At 65.4% G+C, this 20,237-nt stretch carries 12 protein-coding genes; 10 read left to right on the top strand and 2 right to left on the bottom strand.

The genetic code is table 11. The features are described 5' to 3' along the window. Nucleotides 1-55: 55 nt before the first annotated feature. The 3 genes from ACQR0W_RS14395 (at nt 56) to ACQR0W_RS14385 (ending at nt 4,240) form a co-directional block, all read left to right on the top strand. Nucleotides 56-1,303, top strand: a complete 1,248-nt coding sequence (locus tag ACQR0W_RS14395) for a metal-dependent hydrolase family protein (RefSeq protein ID WP_316171538.1) — start codon at nt 56-58, stop codon at nt 1,301-1,303. Between the two features lie 964 nt (nt 1,304-2,267). Then, nucleotides 2,268-3,656: an AAA family ATPase gene (locus tag ACQR0W_RS14390; RefSeq protein ID WP_316171540.1), complete on the top strand. Its 1,389-nt coding sequence runs from the start codon at nt 2,268-2,270 to the stop codon at nt 3,654-3,656. Beyond that, on the top strand, nt 3,656-4,240 hold the full coding sequence (locus tag ACQR0W_RS14385) for a DUF4276 family protein (RefSeq protein WP_316171542.1): 585 nt from the start codon (nt 3,656-3,658) through the stop codon (nt 4,238-4,240). The genes ACQR0W_RS14390 and ACQR0W_RS14385 overlap by 1 nt, the downstream gene beginning before the upstream one ends. Nucleotides 4,241-4,847: 607 nt before the next feature. Here ACQR0W_RS14385 and ACQR0W_RS14380 read toward each other — a convergent pair. Both ACQR0W_RS14380 and ACQR0W_RS14375 read right to left on the bottom strand, forming a co-directional pair. Then, nucleotides 4,848-8,000, bottom strand: coding sequence for an efflux RND transporter permease subunit (locus tag ACQR0W_RS14380; protein WP_316171288.1), 3,153 nt, complete (start codon nt 7,998-8,000; stop codon nt 4,848-4,850). Continuing rightward, entirely contained in the window at nt 7,993-9,000 is a 1,008-nt protein-coding gene (locus ACQR0W_RS14375) for an efflux RND transporter periplasmic adaptor subunit (RefSeq protein ID WP_316171289.1), read from the bottom strand. Before ACQR0W_RS14375 ends, ACQR0W_RS14380 begins: the two co-directional genes overlap by 8 nt. Nucleotides 9,001-9,755: 755 nt before the next feature. Here ACQR0W_RS14375 and ACQR0W_RS14370 point away from each other — a divergent pair. From ACQR0W_RS14370 to ACQR0W_RS14340, 7 genes are all read left to right on the top strand, one after another. Continuing rightward, nucleotides 9,756-15,074: an AAA family ATPase gene (locus ACQR0W_RS14370; RefSeq protein WP_316171290.1), complete on the top strand. Its 5,319-nt coding sequence runs from the start codon at nt 9,756-9,758 to the stop codon at nt 15,072-15,074. 32 nt (nt 15,075-15,106) lie between these two features. Next, on the top strand, nt 15,107-16,576 hold the full coding sequence (locus tag ACQR0W_RS14365) for a formylglycine-generating enzyme family protein (protein WP_316171291.1): 1,470 nt from the start codon (nt 15,107-15,109) through the stop codon (nt 16,574-16,576). A gap of 9 nt (nt 16,577-16,585) precedes the next feature. Beyond that, nucleotides 16,586-17,194 carry a DUF4399 domain-containing protein gene (locus ACQR0W_RS14360; RefSeq protein ID WP_316167914.1) on the top strand — a complete coding sequence of 203 codons (609 nt, stop codon included), beginning with the start codon at nt 16,586-16,588 and terminating at the stop codon, nt 17,192-17,194. 271 nt (nt 17,195-17,465) lie between these two features. Next, nucleotides 17,466-17,729: a hypothetical protein gene (locus ACQR0W_RS14355; RefSeq protein WP_315716491.1), complete on the top strand. Its 264-nt coding sequence runs from the start codon at nt 17,466-17,468 to the stop codon at nt 17,727-17,729. A 439-nt stretch (nt 17,730-18,168) separates the two neighbouring features. Beyond that, entirely contained in the window at nt 18,169-18,447 is a 279-nt protein-coding gene (locus ACQR0W_RS14350) for a PepSY domain-containing protein (protein WP_315716492.1), read from the top strand. Between the two features lie 10 nt (nt 18,448-18,457). After that, on the top strand, nt 18,458-19,237 hold the full coding sequence (locus ACQR0W_RS14345; RefSeq protein ID WP_315716493.1) for a cytochrome b/b6 domain-containing protein: 780 nt from the start codon (nt 18,458-18,460) through the stop codon (nt 19,235-19,237). Between the two features lie 615 nt (nt 19,238-19,852). Beyond that, on the top strand, nt 19,853-20,194 hold the full coding sequence (locus ACQR0W_RS14340) for a cupredoxin domain-containing protein (protein ID WP_315716494.1): 342 nt from the start codon (nt 19,853-19,855) through the stop codon (nt 20,192-20,194). The last annotated feature ends 43 nt before the right edge of the window (nt 20,195-20,237 follow it).

Here is a 20,237-nt window from a genome sequence, read left to right as displayed (position 1 = left end):
ATCGTCGGCCCGCTCCGCCCGCTGACGCACGCTTCGCTCCGATCGAGGACATCTGATGTCGACCATCCTGTTCAAGAATGCCGCTCTGCTCGACCCGCTGCAGCCGGAGCTGCTCGAGGGGCAGCACGTGCTGGTCGAGGACCATCTGATCAAGGAGGTGTCGGATCAGCCGCTGCGGGCGAGCGCCGATCAGACCATCGATCTCAAGGGCAAGACGCTGATGCCCGGCCTGATCGACCTGCACGTGCATGCGATCGCGGTCGAGCTCAATCTTGCGCAACAGGTGCAGATGCCGAACGTGCTGGTGACCCTGCGCTCGGCGCTGCTGTTGCGCGGCATGCTGCGGCGGGGATTTACCACGGTGCGTGACGCCGGCGGCGCTGGCTATCCGCTGAAGCAGGCCGTCGATACCGGCCTCACCGAGGGCCCGCGGCTGTTCGTATCCGGCCGGGCGCTCAGCCAGACCGGCGGCCATGGCGACATGCGGGCGCGGACGGATTTCCTCTCCGACAATGCGCCCTGTCCGTGCTGCGTGCGCGTCGGTGCGCTGGCCCGCGTCGCCGACGGCGTCGATGCCGTGCGCAAGGCGGTGCGCGAGGAGCTGCAGATGGGCGCCGATCAGATCAAGATCATGGCGTCCGGCGGCGTGGCCTCGCCGACCGATCCTGTCGGTGCGTTTGGCTACTCGGAGGACGAGATCCGCGCCATCGTCGCCGAGGCCCGCGCGCGGCAGACCTACGTCCTGGCGCACGCCTACACGGCGGAAGCCATCGCCCGCGCCGTCCATTGCGGCGTGCGCACCATCGAGCATGGCAATCTGGTCGACCTTCCGACCGCGCGCCTGATGGCCGAGAAGGGCGTCTATGTCATCCCGACGCTCGTCACCTATGAGGCGCTCGCCAATGAGGGCGCGCAGTATGGCCTGCCGCCGGAGAGCGTCGCCAAGATCGCCGATGTGCGCGATGCCGGCCTGCGCTCGCTCCGCATCTACCGCGACGCCGGCGTCAAGATGGGCTTCGGCAGCGACCTGCTCGGTCCATCGCAGCGCCTGCAGAGCGATGAATTTCGGATCCGCGCAGAGATCCTTGGTCCCCGCGAGGTCATCGCCAGCGCGACCGTGATCGGCGCCGAGGTGCTGGGCATGGAGGGCAAGCTCGGCCGGATCGTGCCCGGCGCCTTCGCCGATCTGCTCGTGGTCGCAGGCAATCCGCTGCGCGACGTCTCGTGCCTGCTCGGCCAGGGCGATCACATTCCGCTGGTGATGAAGGCGGGCAAGGTGCACATCGACCGGCTGAACGCCTGAGGCAACTCGGCGCCGAAATCCACCGGGCCAATGGTCGACAGTCCCAGCGTTTGTGCGCGCTGTCATGCGGGACGTCCATCGTCTCTCCGCCGCCTCGACGCTGGGGGCGCCGACATCTGCGATGAGTGCTTCTTGGAACGCAGTCATTCGGCCTCGCGGCGCTCCGTGCGTCCGAGTTGTGCGGGTCGTTTCGCCCTCATCGACGAAGAGGGCGCAGGGAATGCCGGGAGCTGGCCGCCCCCATGGCCCGCCTGCGAAAAAAAATGCAGGCGGCAGGAACCACAGGTTCAGCCGAGACATCCCGGCATTCCCTGCGCGATGGTTGGGCGGCTTATACGTCCTCTCCCCGGGGACCGGCTGTCTTGCCCCCGTCACGAACGGATCATCGTCACCGTCCGCTTGGCCTCAGCACCGGGAGGCCAGGACCCTACGATTTCGCCGGCGCATCGGGCTCGTTCGTCCGCACGATTGCTCGCGCTGCGATCCAATGCACCCACCGCATCCCGCACCCACGTCTCGTGACGATCGCGAAGCGCCCCTCATGGCGGGACGGGATGCGCATAGTCAATCATGTTTTTCTGAAAAACGAAAGTGGAATATTTTCCGTGGGAGGACTGGACAAGGGTGATGTGCTTGTGGCGGTGAGTGAAATCAGATTTTGGGCGCATCGCATCAGAGGTCTCCTTGTCGGTCGTGCGCGCCTGGCTCCGGGCCCGCACGAGTCTCGACAAGCATATCCGCTCAAGCCCAGCAGGCCGACTTCTTTGGCGGCGGCCGGAAGGTCCGAGAAGGGCGAGTTGCGGACCCGACGAGGCAATCCGAGGGACGGTTAAGCCGCGTCACTAACCGCCCCTAAATTAATACCGTCCAGAGGCAAGATCACCATTTTGGTTCTATACAAGTGCTCGCTCCAATGGTTTGACCCGATGAGCACAACTCGCTTGAACCATTTTTTGAAACGACGTTGAATGAGCAAGAAGAGGCAACGAAGCGAGGCGTCGTGCTGAAAAAAATCAACGTTTCAGGGTTCAAGTCTCTAGAAGGCTTTAGCTTGGAGTTTCACACAGGGCTAAACGTGATCGTTGGCCCCAACGGCTCCGGCAAAACGAACATTCTTTCATTCCTTGAATTTCTGTCGCATCTCGCCCGCAATAGGCTACTCGATGCGGTAAGCCGGAGCGGTGGCGCCGGTAGGATATTTCGGCGAAGCAAAACCGGAGCCTTAGGGCGAAGCCTCTCCTTTACTATCCGTGGAGACGGTGCATTCCACAGCTACCGTGATGAAGGCAAAGTCGCGGTGTTTTATGAATATTCCGCCGAAATCCAACTGCGAGAGACTAGCGGCTCCCTAACGTACGGGCGTCAGTCCCTGAAGATTTCATACGAGAAGCCTTCAGCGGAATGGCCGGAGCCTTCTGCGGAATGGCCGGTCGAGGTAGAGGCGATAACCGACGAAAACGAGAGCGCGAAAATTCTCTTTTCCTCATCGACACTGAAGAAGCATTTGCACGATCAATTTGTTCCCCGGAAACGAGGGGGAAGTGCCACAGAAGACAAGGACGCGGTCGAGGAGCTTGTGCGGCGCAGCTGTGCCACGACCCCTCTCTATCATGTTTTGGAGCGCTACATAAAAGGTGCAGGCCTTCTGATTAGTGATTTGTTTGGTGCGCAAGCCTTCAACATATCACCCTCAGCCGTCCGGCGCACGGAAGACATCGCCAGCGAACCCTTGATCGAGGAGGACGGCGGAGGCTTGGCTGCGGTGCTCTTCGCTCTGACAAGAACACGTCAGAGTGAGGACTATTGGGACGATTACAGGTATCAGCCTCGGTACAGATTTCATCATGCAGATGAGACCTTCACCAAGATCATTGCGTACTCAAAAATCGTTAGCGACGCAATTCAGGACATCACAGTCGAGCCGGACACAATCGAAAATCAGCTGAGGATCTTTGTCAAAGTTGACTATGGGGATGGTTCGTTAAAGCTGCCCTTCAGCCTTGTTTCAGACGGCACGGCAAAATGGTTCACGCTCGTAACCGCAATTGTCACTAGTAGGGCCGTATTTGCGATCGAGGAGCCTGAAAACTTCCTGCACCCTCTTATGCAGCGTGAAATCGTTCGGATAGTCAGAGAAGAATTTAGCTCCGGATTCAAAGATGCTTTCGCTGTGATGACGACACATAGTGAAACCATACTCAATTCCGTTGATCCGGACGAAATGATTTTGGTTCACATGGAGGAAGGCCGTTCAGTTGCGAAGAGGCCGGAAAACGCGGTCGATGTTCGTGCGGAGATCGACAGAACGGGATTTGGAGCGGGCTACTATTATCTTGCCGGAGCAATTGAATAATGTCTGCAGCTTTTATTGTTGATGGGCTCACCGAGAAAAAAATCATTCAGCGGCTGTGCAAGGGAACGACCGTTCGGACCCTAGCCCTGAACGGAAAAAACGTTGCTTTGACCGCGATTGCGAAGGCCGCTTATTCGCTGATCAAGCTCTTCAAGGGCCGCCATTATCCAATCGTGTTAATCGTAGATCGCGAAGGGCGAACCGACCAGTCGGAAGAGATAGAGGAGGAGTTGGCGCGGCTACTAGGGGAACTGGGCGTCGCTGAGAGCGACGTTATCGTTTCGTGCCCGGATCGAATGATTGAGAACTGGATGTTGGGAGACGATCAGTATTTCGAGGAAGTGTACAACATTAAGCTTTCGCGGCAATATGAGGGTACCCATGGCAAGACTGAAATCCGTCGGCTCCTCTCAGCGAAGAAGATTAGTTATCACGAGGTCGCGGTAGGAGTTGAGATTTTTTGTAGTATTGACCCAAGACGGGTTGCCTTGGCAGTTCAGAGTTTTAGCCGGTTTCGGAGGAAGGTGGGACTATATTGTCCGTGGCTAAGGGGCGCGTGGAGCGAGTTAGAACGTACTCATTAGCTATCCAGCTTTTGCTTAGTTGAGACGGAAAAGTGTGAGTGAGACTAAGCGGGCGAGGCGGTCTTTTGCTGTCTCCCTTCTCCGCGAGGCACTTAATTCTTCAGCGCTGCTGAACGGGCTAGCCCGGCGCGTACCGGGGGGGCTGAAGACGTGATTGGCATAGATCTATTGAAGGCGACAGTCTGTACAGTAGCTGGATGAGAGCGCGCAGCGGGCCACAGTCTCTAACGTGGTAGCAGTAAGTAGTAGCAACTAGCCCGCATCGAAGCCGATTTCTATAAAAATCATCAGTGTTCGTTCGGTTGCCCTTCGCCTCCCCCTAGGGAGTACCATCGGCTTTTTAGTCATTGTGAACCCCTTTTGGAGTTTCCGCGATTTCGACTTGGCGCGTGTGGGAGCGGTTTTTGCCGCCCCGCCTTTGCCGTCGACGTACCAATGTCCGTTTTGGGCTGAATGCGGACGCCGGTAATTCGGTCGCGAAGGTCTGCAGTTGATCAGTGGCAAGCTCGTCAACACGGGTCGGAAGTTAATCTCCTTCATCCGGCCCGCACGGTGAAGCGTCGAGCAGCCACGTGCGGCGAACGTCGCGGACGTCTCACGCCCAAGATCAGCTCGCCGCGACATCTCCGCGGGCGTGCACGCCGCGCGCAAACCGGCCGAAGCGCAGCGCCAGCGTCGGCAGCACCAGCAGGTTGAGCGCCATCGAGGTCAGGAGTCCGCCGAGGATGACCACCGCCATCGGCCCCTCGATCTCGCGGCCCGGCTCGCCGGCGCCGAGCGCGAGCGGCAGCAGGCCGAGGCCCGTCACCAGCGAGGTCATCAGGATCGGCACCAGGCGGTCGGCGGCCCCGGCGATCGCGGTCTCCAGATTCCAGGCGCGGCCTTCGATGACGACCAGATGCTCGTAATGCGAGATCATCAGGATTGAGTTGCGCAGCGCGATCCCGAACAGCGTCACGAAGCCCACCATCGAGCCCAGCGACAGCACGCCGCCGGTCAATGCGACGGCGATGACGCCGCCGACGAAGGCGAACGGCAGGTTGATCAGCACCAGCACCAGGTTGCGCCAGTGCCCGGTGACGAAGGACAGCAGCAGCACGATGCCGATCGTCGCCAGCAGCGAGTTCACCAAGAGGTCGCGCCGCGACTTGGCCTGCGCCTCGGCCGCGCCGGTGAACTCGACATGCGCGCCCGGCGGCAGCTTGACCTCCTTGGCGATCTTCCGTTTGGCCGCGGCCACGAAGGATTCGAGGTCGCGCTCGGCCACGTTGGCGGTCACGGTCTGGACGCGCTGCCCATTGCGATGAAGCACGACGTAGCGCCCCGCGGTGCCGTAGATGTCCGCGACCTGCTTCAGGAGGATGTAGGCGCCGCTCGGCGTCCGGATCGGCATGTTGCCGATCTCGGTCGGACGTGCGCTCGCATCGGGATCGAGCTTGACGATGACATTGAAGACCACGTTGCCTTCATAGGCCTGGCCGACCACGTCGCCCTGATAGGCGGTGCGGATCAATTCCAGCACCTCGACCGCATCCAGGCCCCAGGATTGCAGATCGGTCGGGCGCAGGGTCACGTTGACCTGCGGCATGCCCGGCGGCGACTGCTGCTGGATGTCGATCGCGCCCCAGACCTCGCCGAGCTCGCGCGCGATGTCGCGCGCCGCACGCTCGAGATCGTCGAGATCGGGGCCGAACACGTTGATGACCACGGCGGCGTTGAAGCCGGACAGCGTCTCCTCGATGCGCTCGGTCAGGTAGGTCTTGATCGACAGGTTGATGCCGGCGAAGTTGGCGAGCGCGGCGCGGATGCGCTGTTGCGCCAGCTCCTGCTGTTCGCCGGACAGGCCCGGCTTCAGGTCGACCTCGATCTCGCTCGAATGCGTGCCCGCGGTATCGACGCCGGCTTCGGCGCGGCCGGCATGCTGCGCCACGCTGCGGACCTCCGGCACGCCCTGCAGGGCCCCGGCGATCAGTGTGCCCAGCCGCAGCGATTCGTCGAGCGAGGTGCCCGGCAGCGTCGAGACGTGGAGGATCAGGTGACCTTCCTTCAGGTCGGGCAGGAAGGTGCCGCCGAAGAACGGAACCAGGCTTGCGCCGCCGGCGGTCACCAGCACGGCCGTCAGCATGACCGACTTGGGAAAGCGGCCGAGCTGCCGCAACAGCATCTCGTAGGAGCCGCGCGACCAGCGCACCAGCGGCGGCTCGTGTTCCTCGCGCGGCTTCCGGCCGGCCAGCAGCAGCATCGACAGCGCCGGTGTGACCGTCAGCGCGACGATCAGCGAGGCCACCACCGCGAGGATGTAGGCGATGCCGAGCGGTCCGAACAGCCGGCCGGCGAGGCCCGGCAGCGCAAGTATCGGCACGAACACCAGGAGCACGGCGAAGGTCGCATAGGCGACCGCGCCGCGCACCTCGAGCATGGCATCGTAGACCACGCGCGCTTCGCTGCGCGGCGACGGCAGGCCGCGGTTCTCGCGCAGCCGGCGCACCACGTTCTCGACGCCGATGACGGCATCGTCGACGACCTCGCCGATCGCGATGGCGAGGCCGCCAAGGGTCATCGTGTCCAGGCTCTGTCCCATCCACTGCAGGGCCAGCACGGCCGACAACAGCGACAGCGGGATCGCGGTGCAACTGATGACGGAGGTGCGCCAGTCGTAGAGGAACAGCAACAGCACGATGATGACCAGGGCGCCGCCGATCAGCAGGGCGAACAGCACGTTCTCCGTTGCCGCATCGATGAAGGTCGCCGGACGGAACAGATCAGCGTGCAGCCTGACCTTCTCGCTGTCGAGCGCCGGGCGCAGCTCCCGCAGCGCGGCCTCGACGCGCGCCGCGACGGTGCGCGTGTTGGCGCCGAATTGCTGGCTGATCATCATCATGATGCCGGGCCGGCCGTTGATCAGCGCGCCGCCGATCGGCGGCTCCGGCGCGTTCACGACCGTCGCGACGTCGCCGAGCACCACGCTGGCGCCGCCTTGGTGCAGCAGGACCGTGCGCGCCAGCTGCTCGGGTGTGAGCGACTGGCCCTGCGTCTGCAGGATGACCCGTTGATTGGCGGTGTCGACGAAGCCGGCGCCGCGCACGCCGGTGGCCTTGCGCGCGGCGGCGACGACGTCGTTCATGCCGACGCCGAAGCGGACAAGGTCGTCGGATCTCACCTGCACCTGCAGCGACCGGATGTCCCGGCCATAGGTCGTGACCTGCGCCACGCCCGCGACGGCCAGCAGCCGCCGGCTCACGGTCCAATCGGCGATCGTGCGCAGATCCATCAGCGAGCGCTGCTCGGAGGTCAGCCCGATCGCCAGCACGGTGCCGGCCGCCGGCACCAGTGGCGTCATCGATGGCGCCCGCACGCCCTGTGGCAGGCTGCCGGCGACGACCGCGAGTCGCTCGGTCACCAATTGCCGCGCCCGGAACACCTCGGTGCCGGGCTGGAAGATAACCGAAATGACGGACAGGCCCTGGATCGACGACGACCTCATGCTCTCGACGCCGGCGAGACCGTTGATCGCGATTTCGATCGGCTGCGTGACCAGCACCTCGACCTGTTCCGGACTGAGCCCGGGGGCCTCGGTCTGGATCGAGACCTGCGGCGGCGCGAATTCGGGAAACACCGCGTAATTGGCGCTGCCTAGCGAGAAGATGCCGTAGCCGAGAATGGTGCAGGCCACCCCCAGCACGATGCCGCGGAAGCGGATGGCAAACGAGATCAGCGCCGCCTGGGGGCCGGCCGCGGCGCCGCGAACGCCGTCAATCATCGTCGCCGCCGCCGCGCAGCTCGCTCTTGGCCTCCTCCGACAACAGCACCTGCGCGCCGCGCAGGACGATCTCGGAGCCCGACGGAATGTCCTGCACGACATAGTCGTCGTCGGACACTGGCTGGTCGGTGCGGATCGGGTGGCGCTTGAAGATCTCGGGACCGGCGCGCAAATAGACCCACGAGCGGCCCTGCCATTGCACGATCGCGGTGTCCTCGATGAACACGCCGTCGAACGACTTGCCCGAGGGCACATAGGCGGTGGTGTTCATCCCCGGCAGCAGCCCGCTGTCGCCGGCGGCGACGAAGTAATAGCTCACGCCCTGGATGCGCGGATCGGTTCGCGGCGCAGCCGACAAATAGCGCAGATCGATGTTGGCGCTGCGGGTGGGCGCCTGCGCCAGCGCGCCGCGCGGCGGCGCGGCCAGAGTCACGCCGGGCGGCAGCGTGACCTGCACCAGCAGCTGCTCGCGTTCGATCAATTGCACGACCTGCGGCGAACGCTCGATGATGCCCTTTCCGATGACCGCGCCCCATTCCTGCCGCGCCGTCGCCATCAGGGTCTTCACTTGCGATTCGGCGGCAGCCAGGCTGGCTTGATCGGTCCGGAACGTGCCCTCCGCCGCCTCCGCATCCTTCCGCGGCATCGCCGCCGACTGCACGAGGTCGCGGGCGCGCTCGAATGCGAGTCTTGCGACGTCGAGTTTCGCTTGCGCCGTCTGCAGCTGCGCCTGGGCATTGGCGTAGTTGTTGGTCAGGTCGGTCAGCCTGGCGACGTCCAGCACCGTGCCGTAGGCGCGAAACTGTTCGGGATGGGATTCCGCCGCCAGGACGGCGGTCTGGAGTCCGATCTGCTTCTGTTGCGTTGCGGAAAGCTTGACCGTCGCCGGCTCCCGGCCGGCTGCGCCGTCAGACTGCGCCTGCGCGCGCGACGACAGGGAAACCACCGTAAACAGCACGGCACCGCATGCGGCCGCAGCTCTCGTCCGTTGCCTCACCATGCAGTCCCGGCCCCATCGATCGGGGAAACGTCTGGATGACGTTGATGTCTCTACAACAACAGCTACTTCAGCTTCGAGGGTGTTTCAAGCAGCGCTCGCTGCAGGACGGTCGCGTCGGATCCGGCAACTCCCCGGGCTCTGTTCGGCTATCGCTTGCCAGCGCCGTTTCCGTCGGATGCGATCCCGGTACTTGCGGAGGGGAGCGCGCAGCGCGATGCACGCAGGCGCCAATGCTTGTGGCGCCTGCCTTGCAAGCGAGCCGCATGCGCGGCGGGTTCGTGGCCGAACATGGACCGCAGCCGCGCTGCGGCGTGGAGATCGGGCGTTCGGCATGCGTCGGGATATTTCTTCTTGAGTCTTAGAAGTATTCTTAGACACATTCCAGCGTATTCGTCCGCAACCCAAGCTTGTTGCCGGCCACGCGCGCCGCGCTACACAAAAAGCCGAGACTAACAAACTTGTTAGGCACGATTTTCCTCATCGAATGACCCGGGATTTTTTCCCGATTCCCCGACAGGGGCGAGAATCGTCACATTCATCTACCTGTCGGGTCATTGATGTGACCTCACTTCGCCATACCCCTCCGCAACGAGTCGGGAGTTCCGTCGACGTTGCAGCGAGGCAAGCTTGTCCACTCTGAACCCACCCTTCGATCGCCCGGCGCACCGCGATCACGCGCAGGGCCATCCTTGTCGGTCAGCCTCTCGCCGAGCTCCCGCCGACGTCGCGGCCGACTTCAGAGAAGGATCTGTGCGATGAGCCAGCTGGTGAATGTGCGGCCCAACGAGGCCGGCGCGGGCGATCGCAAGGCGCAGAGCAGTGCAGCCGATCACGGCATGCGGCTGCTTGGTGCTATCGGCGCGGCGGCCCTGGAGCCGCAGTCGCCGACCGACGCCTGGGCGTTCTCGACGAGCGAAGCGCTCGGCACGGGATCGGTCGTCGAGCCGTTGCAGGACGTGCTCGGCAGTCTGACCGAGATCATTCGGGCCGAGGGCTCCCCGGCGGAGCGGCAGCCGGATCATCCATTCGCCGACGATCATGGCTTCGCGCTCGACCAGGAGGAGCTGGCGGGTCTGCCGGGCGTGGTGCTCAATACCTTCGATGTTGACGGTCCGGTGTGGCTCGCCGTCGAGGCGCTTGCTGCGACACAGCCCCCCGCCATCGACTACGATCTCAAGATCTGGGTCGAGCCGTCGTCCGAGCCCGACCGTCGTCCATCGCCGCACGAGAGCATCGTGGTCACGGTCGATGAGATGGAGAAGAACCGCCTCACCTTCGCCCGCCACGCACGGCCCGAGGATTTTTCGCCCGCCCCGGCGCTGGGCGCCTGGACCGGACGGCTGCGTCTGGAGCAGCGTCCTGACCTCGTGCAGCGGATCGAGCGCTATATCAGCGGGCCATGGACCGCCTGGGCCGACACCGAGCGCATGCGCCGCCGGACCATGGCGATCCATCAGCGGCTGCGCGACATGGCGGCCACGGCCCGCGACGATCAGGCGATCGAGGTCATGTGGGGCATCGCGCTGTCATCGTGGCGGCAGGGCGGGCGCGAATTCGAGTTGCCGCTGTTCGAGCGCGCGGTCGAGATCGAGATCATTGCGCGTCCGGATGCCGAGGTCAGGGTCCGGCCGCGCTTCGTCGGCGCAACCGTCAATTTGAGGGCGCTCGATGCCGTGGCGCCGGACGTGGCGCTTGCCGTGCGCGACAAGCCGGATCGCCTGGTCGAGGCGCTCGAGCAGCGCGCAGAGCTGTCGCCGTTCACGCCGATCGGCCTCGATCAGATCCTGAGCGCCGCAGGCGCGCAGTCCGGTTACAAGACGTCGCGCAAATTCGCGTCTTCGGACGATGCGCCGGCCATGGAGGCCTCGGAGGCCGCGCTCACGTCGGGACGCTGGGTCATATCCGCGCGGCGGCGGCCGGAGAGCCTCGCCCTGCGCGACATCGACCGTCTCAAGAACGCCATCGAGCATGCGCCGCAGAGTGAGTGCTGCCTGTCGGGAGCCGTGAGCGCGCTGCTCTCGCAGCCGGATGGACGTGGCCACGCCAATGCGCGCCGGCACCTGTCCGGCATCGTCGGCGGCCCGATCGACCTTGCGCCTGCGCCCAAGCCTGCTGCGGTCGAGCAGGGCGATCTGTTCTTCCCGCTGCCCGCTGTCGCGGAGGATGTCGAGGTCGTACGCGAACTGTCGCGGTCGGATGGCCTGATGGTCCAGTCTGTCGAACGCGACGATCGGATCACTGCGCTCGTCAACGTCGTCTGCCATCACCTCGCGCTCGGCTCGCGCGTCCTCGTCGTGTCCAGGGACGAGGCTGCACTTTCGCTGCTGCATCAGAAGCTGCCGCTGGCCATTCGCGAGCTGACCGTCAGCTCGACCGGCTCCGACAAGGACGTGCTCAGGAAGGCCGAAGCCCTGGCGGGCCGGCTGCAATCGATCCTGGATACGCCAAATCTGCGCGATCAGGTCGGTCAGATCGGCCGGCTCGAACGCGACATCATCTCGAAGCGCACGCAGATCGCATCGCTCGACGACGAGATCGCCGAGATCGTCCGGCGCAATTTGCGGCTCGCCGGCGGCTTGCCGGAGCTGCCGTTCGATTTGTTCAAGGCGCTGATCGGCGAGCAGGACGCGCATGCCTGGTTCACCGACCGGCCGAAGCACCTGCTCGCGGCCACCGACCCGCTCGTGACGGCGGTCGACAATGCACGCGAGGCGCGGCTGCGGCTTGCCGCTGATCTCAAGCACATCGATGTCGAGTTGCCGGAGCTCGCGGCGCTTCCCGACACCGCCGCTATCCTGCGTCTGCACGCGGAGCTGCAGCACCAGGCAGGCCTGACGTCGGACGCTGGCCGCGACGAGGATCTCGCGCTCGACGCCATCGCGACCTTCGGGCTCGACGCAACCAACCGCCTGGCGGCCGATCTCGATGCGCTGGTGGCTGGCCATCGCGCCATTGCCGAGGAGACCTGGCTCGCGCGGCTGTCGCCGCTCGGCGCCGCCAAGGCTGACGCTCCCGCAGGTCTCGACAAGGTCGTGGGGTGGGCGCGTGATGCGTCGTTCCAGCTGTCGCGGAGCGCCGAATTCGCGAGGCGCCAGGTGCAGGCGCCGGTCGAGGCGTTCACCAGGAGGGACGCGATCCGCGTGGTCGAGCGGCTTGCGGCCGGCGAGAAGCCGTTCGCGCGGTTCTCGCCCTCGCGCCGCGCGCTGAAGGCCGCCGTCGAAGCGATCACGGTGGACGGTGCCGCGCCGTCGAAGCCGGCGGACTGGCAATATGTCGGGCGCTTCCTGCTGTGGCGCCACGACCTGCATGCGTTGCGCGCGCGCTGGACGTCGATCGCAACGCAGATCGGTGCACCCGCGCTTCAATTGGAATCGGCGCGGGCGTTCGATGACCTCGAGCACATCGTCAAGAGCGTCGAGGCCGCCATCGTGACGGCCGCGCTCGCCGTCCGCAGCGTGGCCGATGCCTGCTCCAAGCTGTCCATGCCGGACGGCGACGTCAGGGCGATGCTGGCCGATGCACAGCGGCTGGCCGCGTTCGGCGCGGCGATTCGGACCGTCATGACGCGCGTATCGGGACCGCTGATCGAACTCGCTCGCCTCGGCGAATTGTTCGCCCGGGCGGGAGAACTCGCCGTCTCCGTTCAGGAGAACGTGCTGTCGCGGGTCGGTGACGCCGAGACGGAGCCGCAGGAGCTCGAAATGCGGTGGACAGGCATTCTCGCGACCATGGAGAAGATCCGCGAGGCCAGCCCGGACTACGAACTCGTCAGGACCGCCTGCCGGATGGTGACTGCAGCGGGCGCGCCGAGTCTGGCGCAGCGGCTGCGGTCCGCGCCGGGCGCGGGCGAGGCGAAGGATGCGGCGACGCTCGCGGAATGGGTGGCGGCCTGGAATTGGGCCGTGCTGATGCGGATCGAAAGTCCGGAGGAGCGGCAGCTGCTGCATGACCTCGCGGCTCAGCGCGCGCGGCTGGAGACGCGGTCGCTGGCCTTGTTCGAAGCGGTGATCGGCGCCCGCATGTCGCTGGGCATCGCGCAGAATGCGGGCGTCGCCGTCAGGCAAGCGGTGAGGCGGTTCAGGGACTCGATGCAGAAGATGGCGTCGGCCTGCTCCGGTCCGACCGCACGCCGACTTCGGCTTGCTGCGCGCAGGTCTCTCGACGGCTGGCTCGAGGAGATTCCCTGTCACGTGATGCCGGCCTGGCGTGTCGCCGAGTTGCTGCCGGCCCGGATCGGCACCTTCGATCTTCTGGTCGTCGACCACGCCTCGCGCTCCGATCTGCGCGAACTGACGGCGATGCTGCGGGCCCGCAAGGTTCTGATCAGCGACGAGCGTCACGACGACGGAGCCTTGGTCGAAGCCGGCCGCAACGATCCTGTTGTCAAACGCACCGAGACGAACACGCTGCGCCGCGTTCCACCAGCGCTGCGGCGGCTGCTGATGCCGGGTGCCTCGCTGCGCGATCTCGCCGCGATCCTGTTTCCCGATCGCATGATCGAGCTGCGCGCGCGCCCTGCCGGCGTCGAGGCAGCCTCGGTCACAGCTGCGCTGCTGCCCGCCGATACCTCCAGACCGGCCGATGCACCAGCCGCCGAGCTGCCGCGGCCGGCCCGCGCGGCAGCGCCCGCGCCGAAGCAGCGGCCGCAGCCACGGCAGGTCTTCACGACGCACTCGCTCGAAGAGGAGATCGCCACCGTCGCGAAATATCTCTCGATGGCTCGCCGCTCGGGGACGGACATCGTCACGGCTGCCGCCGGCAAGCCGGGCGCGCCCGCTATAGCGCAGCGTGCCGAGAGCCGCGCGGCTGCGCCCAAGCCCTCGCCGGAGATTCGCGTGCTGCGCCGGCGTCCGCCGCGCGATCCGGCCGCGGACATCGTGACGCCGGTTGTGACTCCGGCTCCGCCTGCGCTGCCGACCGTCGCGCAGCCAGCCACGGTCGAGCCGACCCAGCCGAGCGCGGCCGCCGTCGCTGAAGCGCCGGTCATCGTCGCCGATCGAGCTGCGGTGCCGCAGCGCCCTGCCGAAAAAAAGGTGGTCACGGCGGAGATCGAGGCGGAGTCCACGGGCGCCGCGCCGGCAGAGCCCGTGAAGCCTGCCGTCGTTGCGACACCCGCTGCGGCAGCGGCTTCTGCCACCACTGAGCCCGCCGCCGCTGCTGCGGCTACAGCCTCTGCTGCGACTTCTGCAGCGCCGGCGACCGAGATCAAGATTCATCCCTCCCTCGTCGCGATGGCGTTCAAGGCGACGGAGAACGCCGCGGCACCACGCCGCCGTCGGCCGAGCCGGCGGGTGATGGCGTTTGCCGCGGCCGGATTGCTGGCAGTCGTCGGTGCGGCGGTGTCCTGGGAGCGCGCGTCGGAATGGATCCAGCTGTCCCTGAGCGGTGCGACGGCAGCGTCGGCTTTGCCGAGCGAACCGGGCGCCCATAAGGTCAGTGCAGAGCGGATCACGCCGGAGTCCAAGCCGGTGGTTGAGTCCAAGCCGGTGGTTGTCGCCGCGGCAGAGGAGCATGCCACGGTCGGCATGAGCGTGCCGGTCAGCACGCCGGCGCAGGCGTTCCTCTATCATGAGGATCCGCAGGATCCGAAGGGCAAGCGTTATCCTGGCAAGGTCACCTGGTCGATCGAGCAGACCAAGGGGCCGCGACTCGATACGGCGCCGGCGATCAAGGGTGAGATCGAGATCGAGAACGGCACCAAGGCCACGATCTCGCTGCGGCGGAACGCCGACATGGAGATGCCGGCGAGTCACATCATGGAGCTCAAGTTCGACTGGCCGGATCAGTCGGTCAGCGGCCTGACCAGCCTGAGGGGCATCGGCCTGAAGGGCGAGGAGGCCGAGCGCGGGACGGCGCTGGTGACCCAGACCGCCCGGGTGACACCGAAATACTTCATGGTCGCGCTGTCGGCCAACGAGGTCGATACCAAGCGCAACCTGATGCTTCTCAAGGGCAAGCAGTGGTTCGACATTCCGATCGTCTACGAGGGCGGCAACCGGGCGCTGCTGTCGATCGAGAAGGGATCCGACGGCGACCGCGTGTTCAAGGACGTGTTCGCCAGCTGGGGTCAGTGACGGGGTTGGCGGGCATCACGAGCGAGGACAGCATGAGCGAGAGTTCAGCGTTGCAATGGCTGCGGGCTCCCAAGCTCGCCGAGGATGCGCTGCCGGAGGATTCCCGCGCGGTGGCCTGCCGGCGCTGCGGCCGCACGGTGCAGGTCTCGCTCAGCCCGATGCGTCCGCCAAGCTTCCTGCGCGTCGAGGATCAGGTCGAGTGTCCCGAGGTGCAGGAGCGCTGGACCGGCAAGAGCGAAGGCGGGCTGTTGCTGATGATGTGCGGCGCGCTCGAGCAGTCGCTCGATGCCGAATGGGAGATCGCAGAGCCGGAGAGTGCGGCTCGACGAGAACCTCCACCAGTCTCTCCGGTGCGCCCGTCACCCGCGCCGGCGGCGTCCCTTCCAGACAGATGGGACGACGGCAGCGACGGTGATCAGGAGGAGGCGGGTGAGGGCGGCCGGCTGAAGGCCGTGTTCGCACCGGCGGCAGGTGCGCGCAAGAAGCTGATCCGCGGAGCGCTCGGCGTCGTGGTCCTCGGCATCGTCTTCCTCGGCGGCGTGCTGTTGCCGTTACGCGAGATCAGGCTGCTGATTCAGGCGCCGCCTGGGTCGGCCGGATCGTCGAGCTCGCAGCAGGAGGCGCAGTCCGCCGCGCCGCTGCCTCCGCCGCGCCGGATCCTGCTGGAAGCCGCCGGCGCGCGCCAGGACGCCGCGCGATCGCCGTCCAGCGCCTTCATCGCGCCGCGCCAGGATGCTCCGGCACTCGAGGCGACGCTGGCGCGATCATCCGACACGGCAGCCATTCCGCGGCCCGCGTCGGCGCCGGAAGCCGGGCCGAAGCTACGCTTGCCTGAGCTGGTTGCGATCGCCGGTGGCAGTTTTGCGATGGGCGGCGACGACGAGTCCGAGCAGCCGGCGCATCAGGTCAGCGTGCGACCGTTCTCGCTCGGCAAGCATCCCGTGACGATCGGCGAGTGGAAGCAGTGTGTCGCCGCGGCAAGCTGCGCCGACATCGCGGCCGGTGCGGATGATCGTCCGGTCACCAACCTGAGCTACGACGACACGCAGGCCTATCTCGCCTGGCTGTCGAAGGCGACCGGCAAGTCGTTCCGGTTGCCGACCGAGGCCGAGTGGGAATATGCCGCGCGCGGCGGCCAGCGCACCCGCTATTGGTGGGGCGATCGCATGCGCCCCGGCATGGCCAGTTGCAAGGGCTGCAACGGCACGGGCGACGCCGAGACCGACCAGCCGCCGAAGATCGGCAGCGTCCAGGCCAATCCTTACGGCCTGTTCGACATGGGCGGCGGCGTCGGCCAGTGGGTCGCCGACAGCTGGCACAAGAACTACAAGGGCGCGCCGGCGGATGGATCGGCCTGGCTCGAGGAAGGCAGCTATGCCCGTGTCATCCGCTCGGGATCGTGGAAGAACGGCGCCGCCGATGCGCGGGCCGGCAGCCGCGACCGCTATGACGGCCGCATCCGGCATCCGACCCTGGGTTTCCGCATCGCGCTCTCACCATAGGGGATTTGCATGCTGCCGAGGTCTGCGCGACTCTGCCTCATCCTGACCGCATCGCTCGTGCTCGCGCCGTCATTGGCGCCGGCCAAGGGAACGAAGGCTGCGAAGGATGCCCGCGTCTATTTCATCTCTCCTGCGGACGGGGAGACGGTGACCGGGCCCTTCATCGCTCGCTTCGGACTGCGCAACATGGGCGTTACCCATGCGGGCGACGATTTCGCCGGCAGTGGCCATCATCATCTTCTGGTCGACGTCGACGAGACGATGCAGGCCGGCGAGGAGATTCCGCGCGACAAGAAACACGTTCATTACGCAGCGGGGGAGACGGAGGCGCGGATCGAATTGTCGCCCGGCAAGCACACGCTGCAGCTCGTGCTGGGCGACACCAGGCATCTCAACTTCGATCCGCCCTTGATCTCCGAGAAGATCATGATCACGGTGAGCAAGCCGAACGGAGGCGAGCAGGAGGCGCGCGCGACGCGCAGCGTCACCGTCCGAAGCCGACCGCAGATCCGATCCGTACCAACCGAGCCGCCGGCCCAGCCCGAGCCGTCGCCGGAGATGACGAAGTCGCCCGAGAGCTCCGACTTCATCAGCCGCGTCTTCTCCGGAACGAAGTGACGAGCCTTCCATTCCCGACGGCCGGGCGCGTGATGCGCGTCGCCTTGCGCGCGACCGTGGGACGCAAGCTCGCTCGCTCCTCGCGGATCCATCGCTGAGGGCGGCGCTTGTCGCTTGATGGCGGCAAGGACGATCCACCATCGTCCTGCCCCTGCCGCAGCGATGGAATGATGCATGTCGAAATCCGCGCCAGGGCTCGCGAGGCATGCGCCGCACTGGGCGGCGCAAGCGCAGCTCACCCGGCAATGGCCGCTCGTCCTGGCGCGCGTCCATGGCAGATCCCGACGCAAGCGGGGACGTCGTTGCCGAGGCATCCGACACGTCGTTTTCCTGCAACGACTCGCCATCCTGGTCGGCAGTCAGTGTCGGCAAGGGCATCGCCCGCGCCCAGGATCAGGATGGCTGCGCCGCTGTCCGCACGGATGTGCGTTTGACGGCCGGACGATGCGTGCGCAAGCAGCCGCATCGTCATCATCCACCATCGATCTCGATCCGGTCGTGCGAACGATGGCGACGCTCAAAAAAAAACTTCTGAGGCTTAAGGTCGCAGCCTTGTAGCTGTCGGTTCCTTTCTCGCCTCACCATGGTCACAGCGGCAATCGGGCAGGAGTGTGGTCCCGCACACAGCGCCGTCCACGCCTTGTGCGGGAGCAAAGCGCATGCGCCTCGCGATGATGCTGCTACATCCTTGCGAATCAATATCAGTTGCAATGCGCGGGGAACCGCGCGCGTTGTCGAGTCCTGAAAAGATCAGCAGCCTGCCGACACGGTTCAATCCTGACGGGACCGCATGTGAGTTCGCATCTCAGCGACATTGCGGCCGGATGCGGAACGTTTCGAGCCGCGCCTGCGTGATCGAGGCCATCCGCCGCGGATGATGATGTCCAAGTTTCGTTGAAATCTCCTCCCCTTTGTAGCCTGCGCATCGAGCGCTGTTGGCGCCGATGGCGCAGTCTTCGAGGAGGGATTTGATTATGAAGGTCATCAAGCTGATGGGTGTGGTCTTGGCGGCGGGTCTGGCGTCGGGCTCCGCAGCGCTCGCCGACGGCTACAAGGATTGCACCAAGCTCGACAAGGCGTCGTGGAAGACCACCGCCGAGGCCGAGGCAAAGGCGAAGGCCGCGGGCTACGAGGTTCGACAGACCAAGATCGAGGGCACCTGCTACGAGGTCTACGGCGTCAAGGGCGGTAAGCTCTATGAGCTGTTCTACAGCCCCGAAGACCTCGCGCTGAAGCACACCAAGGCGAAGTGATCTGATGGTCATGCGTGACGCAGGCCAGGCACAGCGGAGCGTCTTCTCCGAGACGCCGGCGAACTCGGGTTCGGGGACCGTAGCGGTCTGGGATTTTCCGCTGCGCGTCTGGCACTGGTCGCTCGCGGCCTTCGTGCTCGTCGCCTGCGTCACGCCCAACACGTTCGATCGCCTGCATCGCCTGGCGGGCTATGCCGTCATCGGTCTTCTCGCCTTCAGGCTGATCTGGGGACTGATCGGCAGCCGTCATTCGCTGTTTGCGCGGATCAGCCTCAAGCTGCGGGCGGCGCCTCAGTACATCGTGGGCATGTTGCGCGGAGAGACGGGACGCTATCTGGGCCTGAACCCGGCAGGGGCCGCGATGCTGGTCGTGATGCTTGCGCTTCTGATCGTCTCGACCATCAGCGGCGTCATGCAGGTCTCGATCCGGTTCTTCGGCGTCGGCTGGATCGAGCAGGCGCATGCGCTGTCGTCCAATGCCATCATCGCCCTGATCGCCGTGCATGTGCTCGGCACGGTGTGGATGAGCGTGCTGCAGCGGGAGAATTTGATGCGCGCGATGGTGACGGGACGCAAGCGCGTGCCTGGCATCATGCGCGCCGCGCCTGCGGTGGCGCGCAGCGTCGCACGCCAGAGCCCGGAGCCCGAGCCGATGGCGGACGAGGAGCACGTATCCGTTGTACCCGATCTGCCGCCCCTGCGCGTGAATCCGGCCCCCGGCGCCGCGAAGCCTGCGCGTATGCCGCGATCCCTCAGCATTCACGACAGGCGGCTGGGGGTCGGCAGGTGAGACGGCGGGCATCGGTCGTGTGCGCTCGCCGGCGATATGTGCGTGCAGGCCCGCGCCTGATTTCATTTCTAGTGCGCGCAAGGCTTGTCCGCGCACGGCTCGAGCTGGATGGACGCACACGCATATTGCGGTCCATGCCGCGTGAGACCAGCACGAGCGTGTCCCTTCGTGCATCTCGCTCGCACTCGTCTCGATGAGCGGGCGCATGAGGATCATGCATGTGCTGTGCGCAGCGTAGGCGGTCGATCGTGAGTCTCGTGTGGTTCGCGGCGCGCGACGGCGCTGCATGACCTGTCGTGTCTCATATCAGCACAGATGCGAACTAAGGCGATTGTGCTGCTACCGACCGCAGTGACCGCTGATTTTCGTCGTTGTCATTCGGCGACGCGCATCGGCGATGCTCGAGCCCACGCGTCTGCGCGGCGACTTGACGCCGTACAACTAATAAATTCGCGCGCTTTGTCGCACACACAGATGTTGTCAAATTTCGACACGGCAAATTGCCGCATTCGGGACTTTATAGTCGTTCTATGAAGTGTCGAAGACTCGTCGAAACAGGCGAGCGCGGGAAGACGTTCGGCACATTCGGGTGAATTCGGGACAGGGACATACAGCATGAATCTCTTTGGGAAGGTACAGGCAGCAGGAGCCGCCGTGCTGTTGATCGCGGCGTTCGCGCTGCCGGCAGGGGCGGCTGAGACGACCATCGAGATATCGGTCAAGGACAACAAGTTTCAGCCGGCGGAGATGAAGGCGCCGGCCAACACGCCGATCGTGTTCAAGGTCAAGAATCTGGATGGCGCGCCGGTCGAGTTCGAGAGCGAGCCCCTGGAGTTCGAGACGGTGATCAAGCCCAACATGGAAGGCGTCGTGAAGGTCAAGGCGCAGAAGCCGGGACGCTACGAATTCTTCGACGACTTCCATCAGGGCAACAAGGGCGCGCTGATCATCGAGTGATCCGACCTTCGACGCCGTGATGCCGGGATGCGTCACGCCGCGG

The organism is Bradyrhizobium sp. HKCCYLRH1034 (assembly GCF_051168375.1).
Classification (GTDB): Bacteria; Pseudomonadota; Alphaproteobacteria; order Rhizobiales; family Xanthobacteraceae; genus Bradyrhizobium.
The sequence above is the reverse complement of the archived record's forward strand: the minus strand, read 5'-3'. Positions and strand labels throughout refer to the sequence as shown.

Excerpts from the sequence above, each read along its gene's own strand:
- ACQR0W_RS14395 (WP_316171538.1), top strand. The coding sequence starts at position 56 with ATGTCGACCATCCTGTTCAAGAATGCCGCTCTGCTCGACCCGCTGCAG.
- ACQR0W_RS14385 (WP_316171542.1), top strand. The coding sequence starts at position 3,656 with ATGTCTGCAGCTTTTATTGTTGATGGGCTCACCGAGAAAAAAATCATT.
- ACQR0W_RS14380 (WP_316171288.1), bottom strand. The coding sequence starts at position 8,000 with ATGATTGACGGCGTTCGCGGCGCCGCGGCCGGCCCCCAGGCGGCGCTG.
- ACQR0W_RS14375 (WP_316171289.1), bottom strand. The coding sequence starts at position 9,000 with ATGGTGAGGCAACGGACGAGAGCTGCGGCCGCATGCGGTGCCGTGCTG.
- ACQR0W_RS14370 (WP_316171290.1), top strand. The coding sequence starts at position 9,756 with ATGAGCCAGCTGGTGAATGTGCGGCCCAACGAGGCCGGCGCGGGCGAT.
- ACQR0W_RS14365 (WP_316171291.1), top strand. The coding sequence starts at position 15,107 with ATGAGCGAGAGTTCAGCGTTGCAATGGCTGCGGGCTCCCAAGCTCGCC.
- ACQR0W_RS14360 (WP_316167914.1), top strand. The coding sequence starts at position 16,586 with ATGCTGCCGAGGTCTGCGCGACTCTGCCTCATCCTGACCGCATCGCTC.
- ACQR0W_RS14355 (WP_315716491.1), top strand. The coding sequence starts at position 17,466 with ATGGCAGATCCCGACGCAAGCGGGGACGTCGTTGCCGAGGCATCCGAC.
- ACQR0W_RS14350 (WP_315716492.1), top strand. The coding sequence starts at position 18,169 with ATGAAGGTCATCAAGCTGATGGGTGTGGTCTTGGCGGCGGGTCTGGCG.
- ACQR0W_RS14345 (WP_315716493.1), top strand. The coding sequence starts at position 18,458 with ATGCGTGACGCAGGCCAGGCACAGCGGAGCGTCTTCTCCGAGACGCCG.
- ACQR0W_RS14340 (WP_315716494.1), top strand. The coding sequence starts at position 19,853 with ATGAATCTCTTTGGGAAGGTACAGGCAGCAGGAGCCGCCGTGCTGTTG.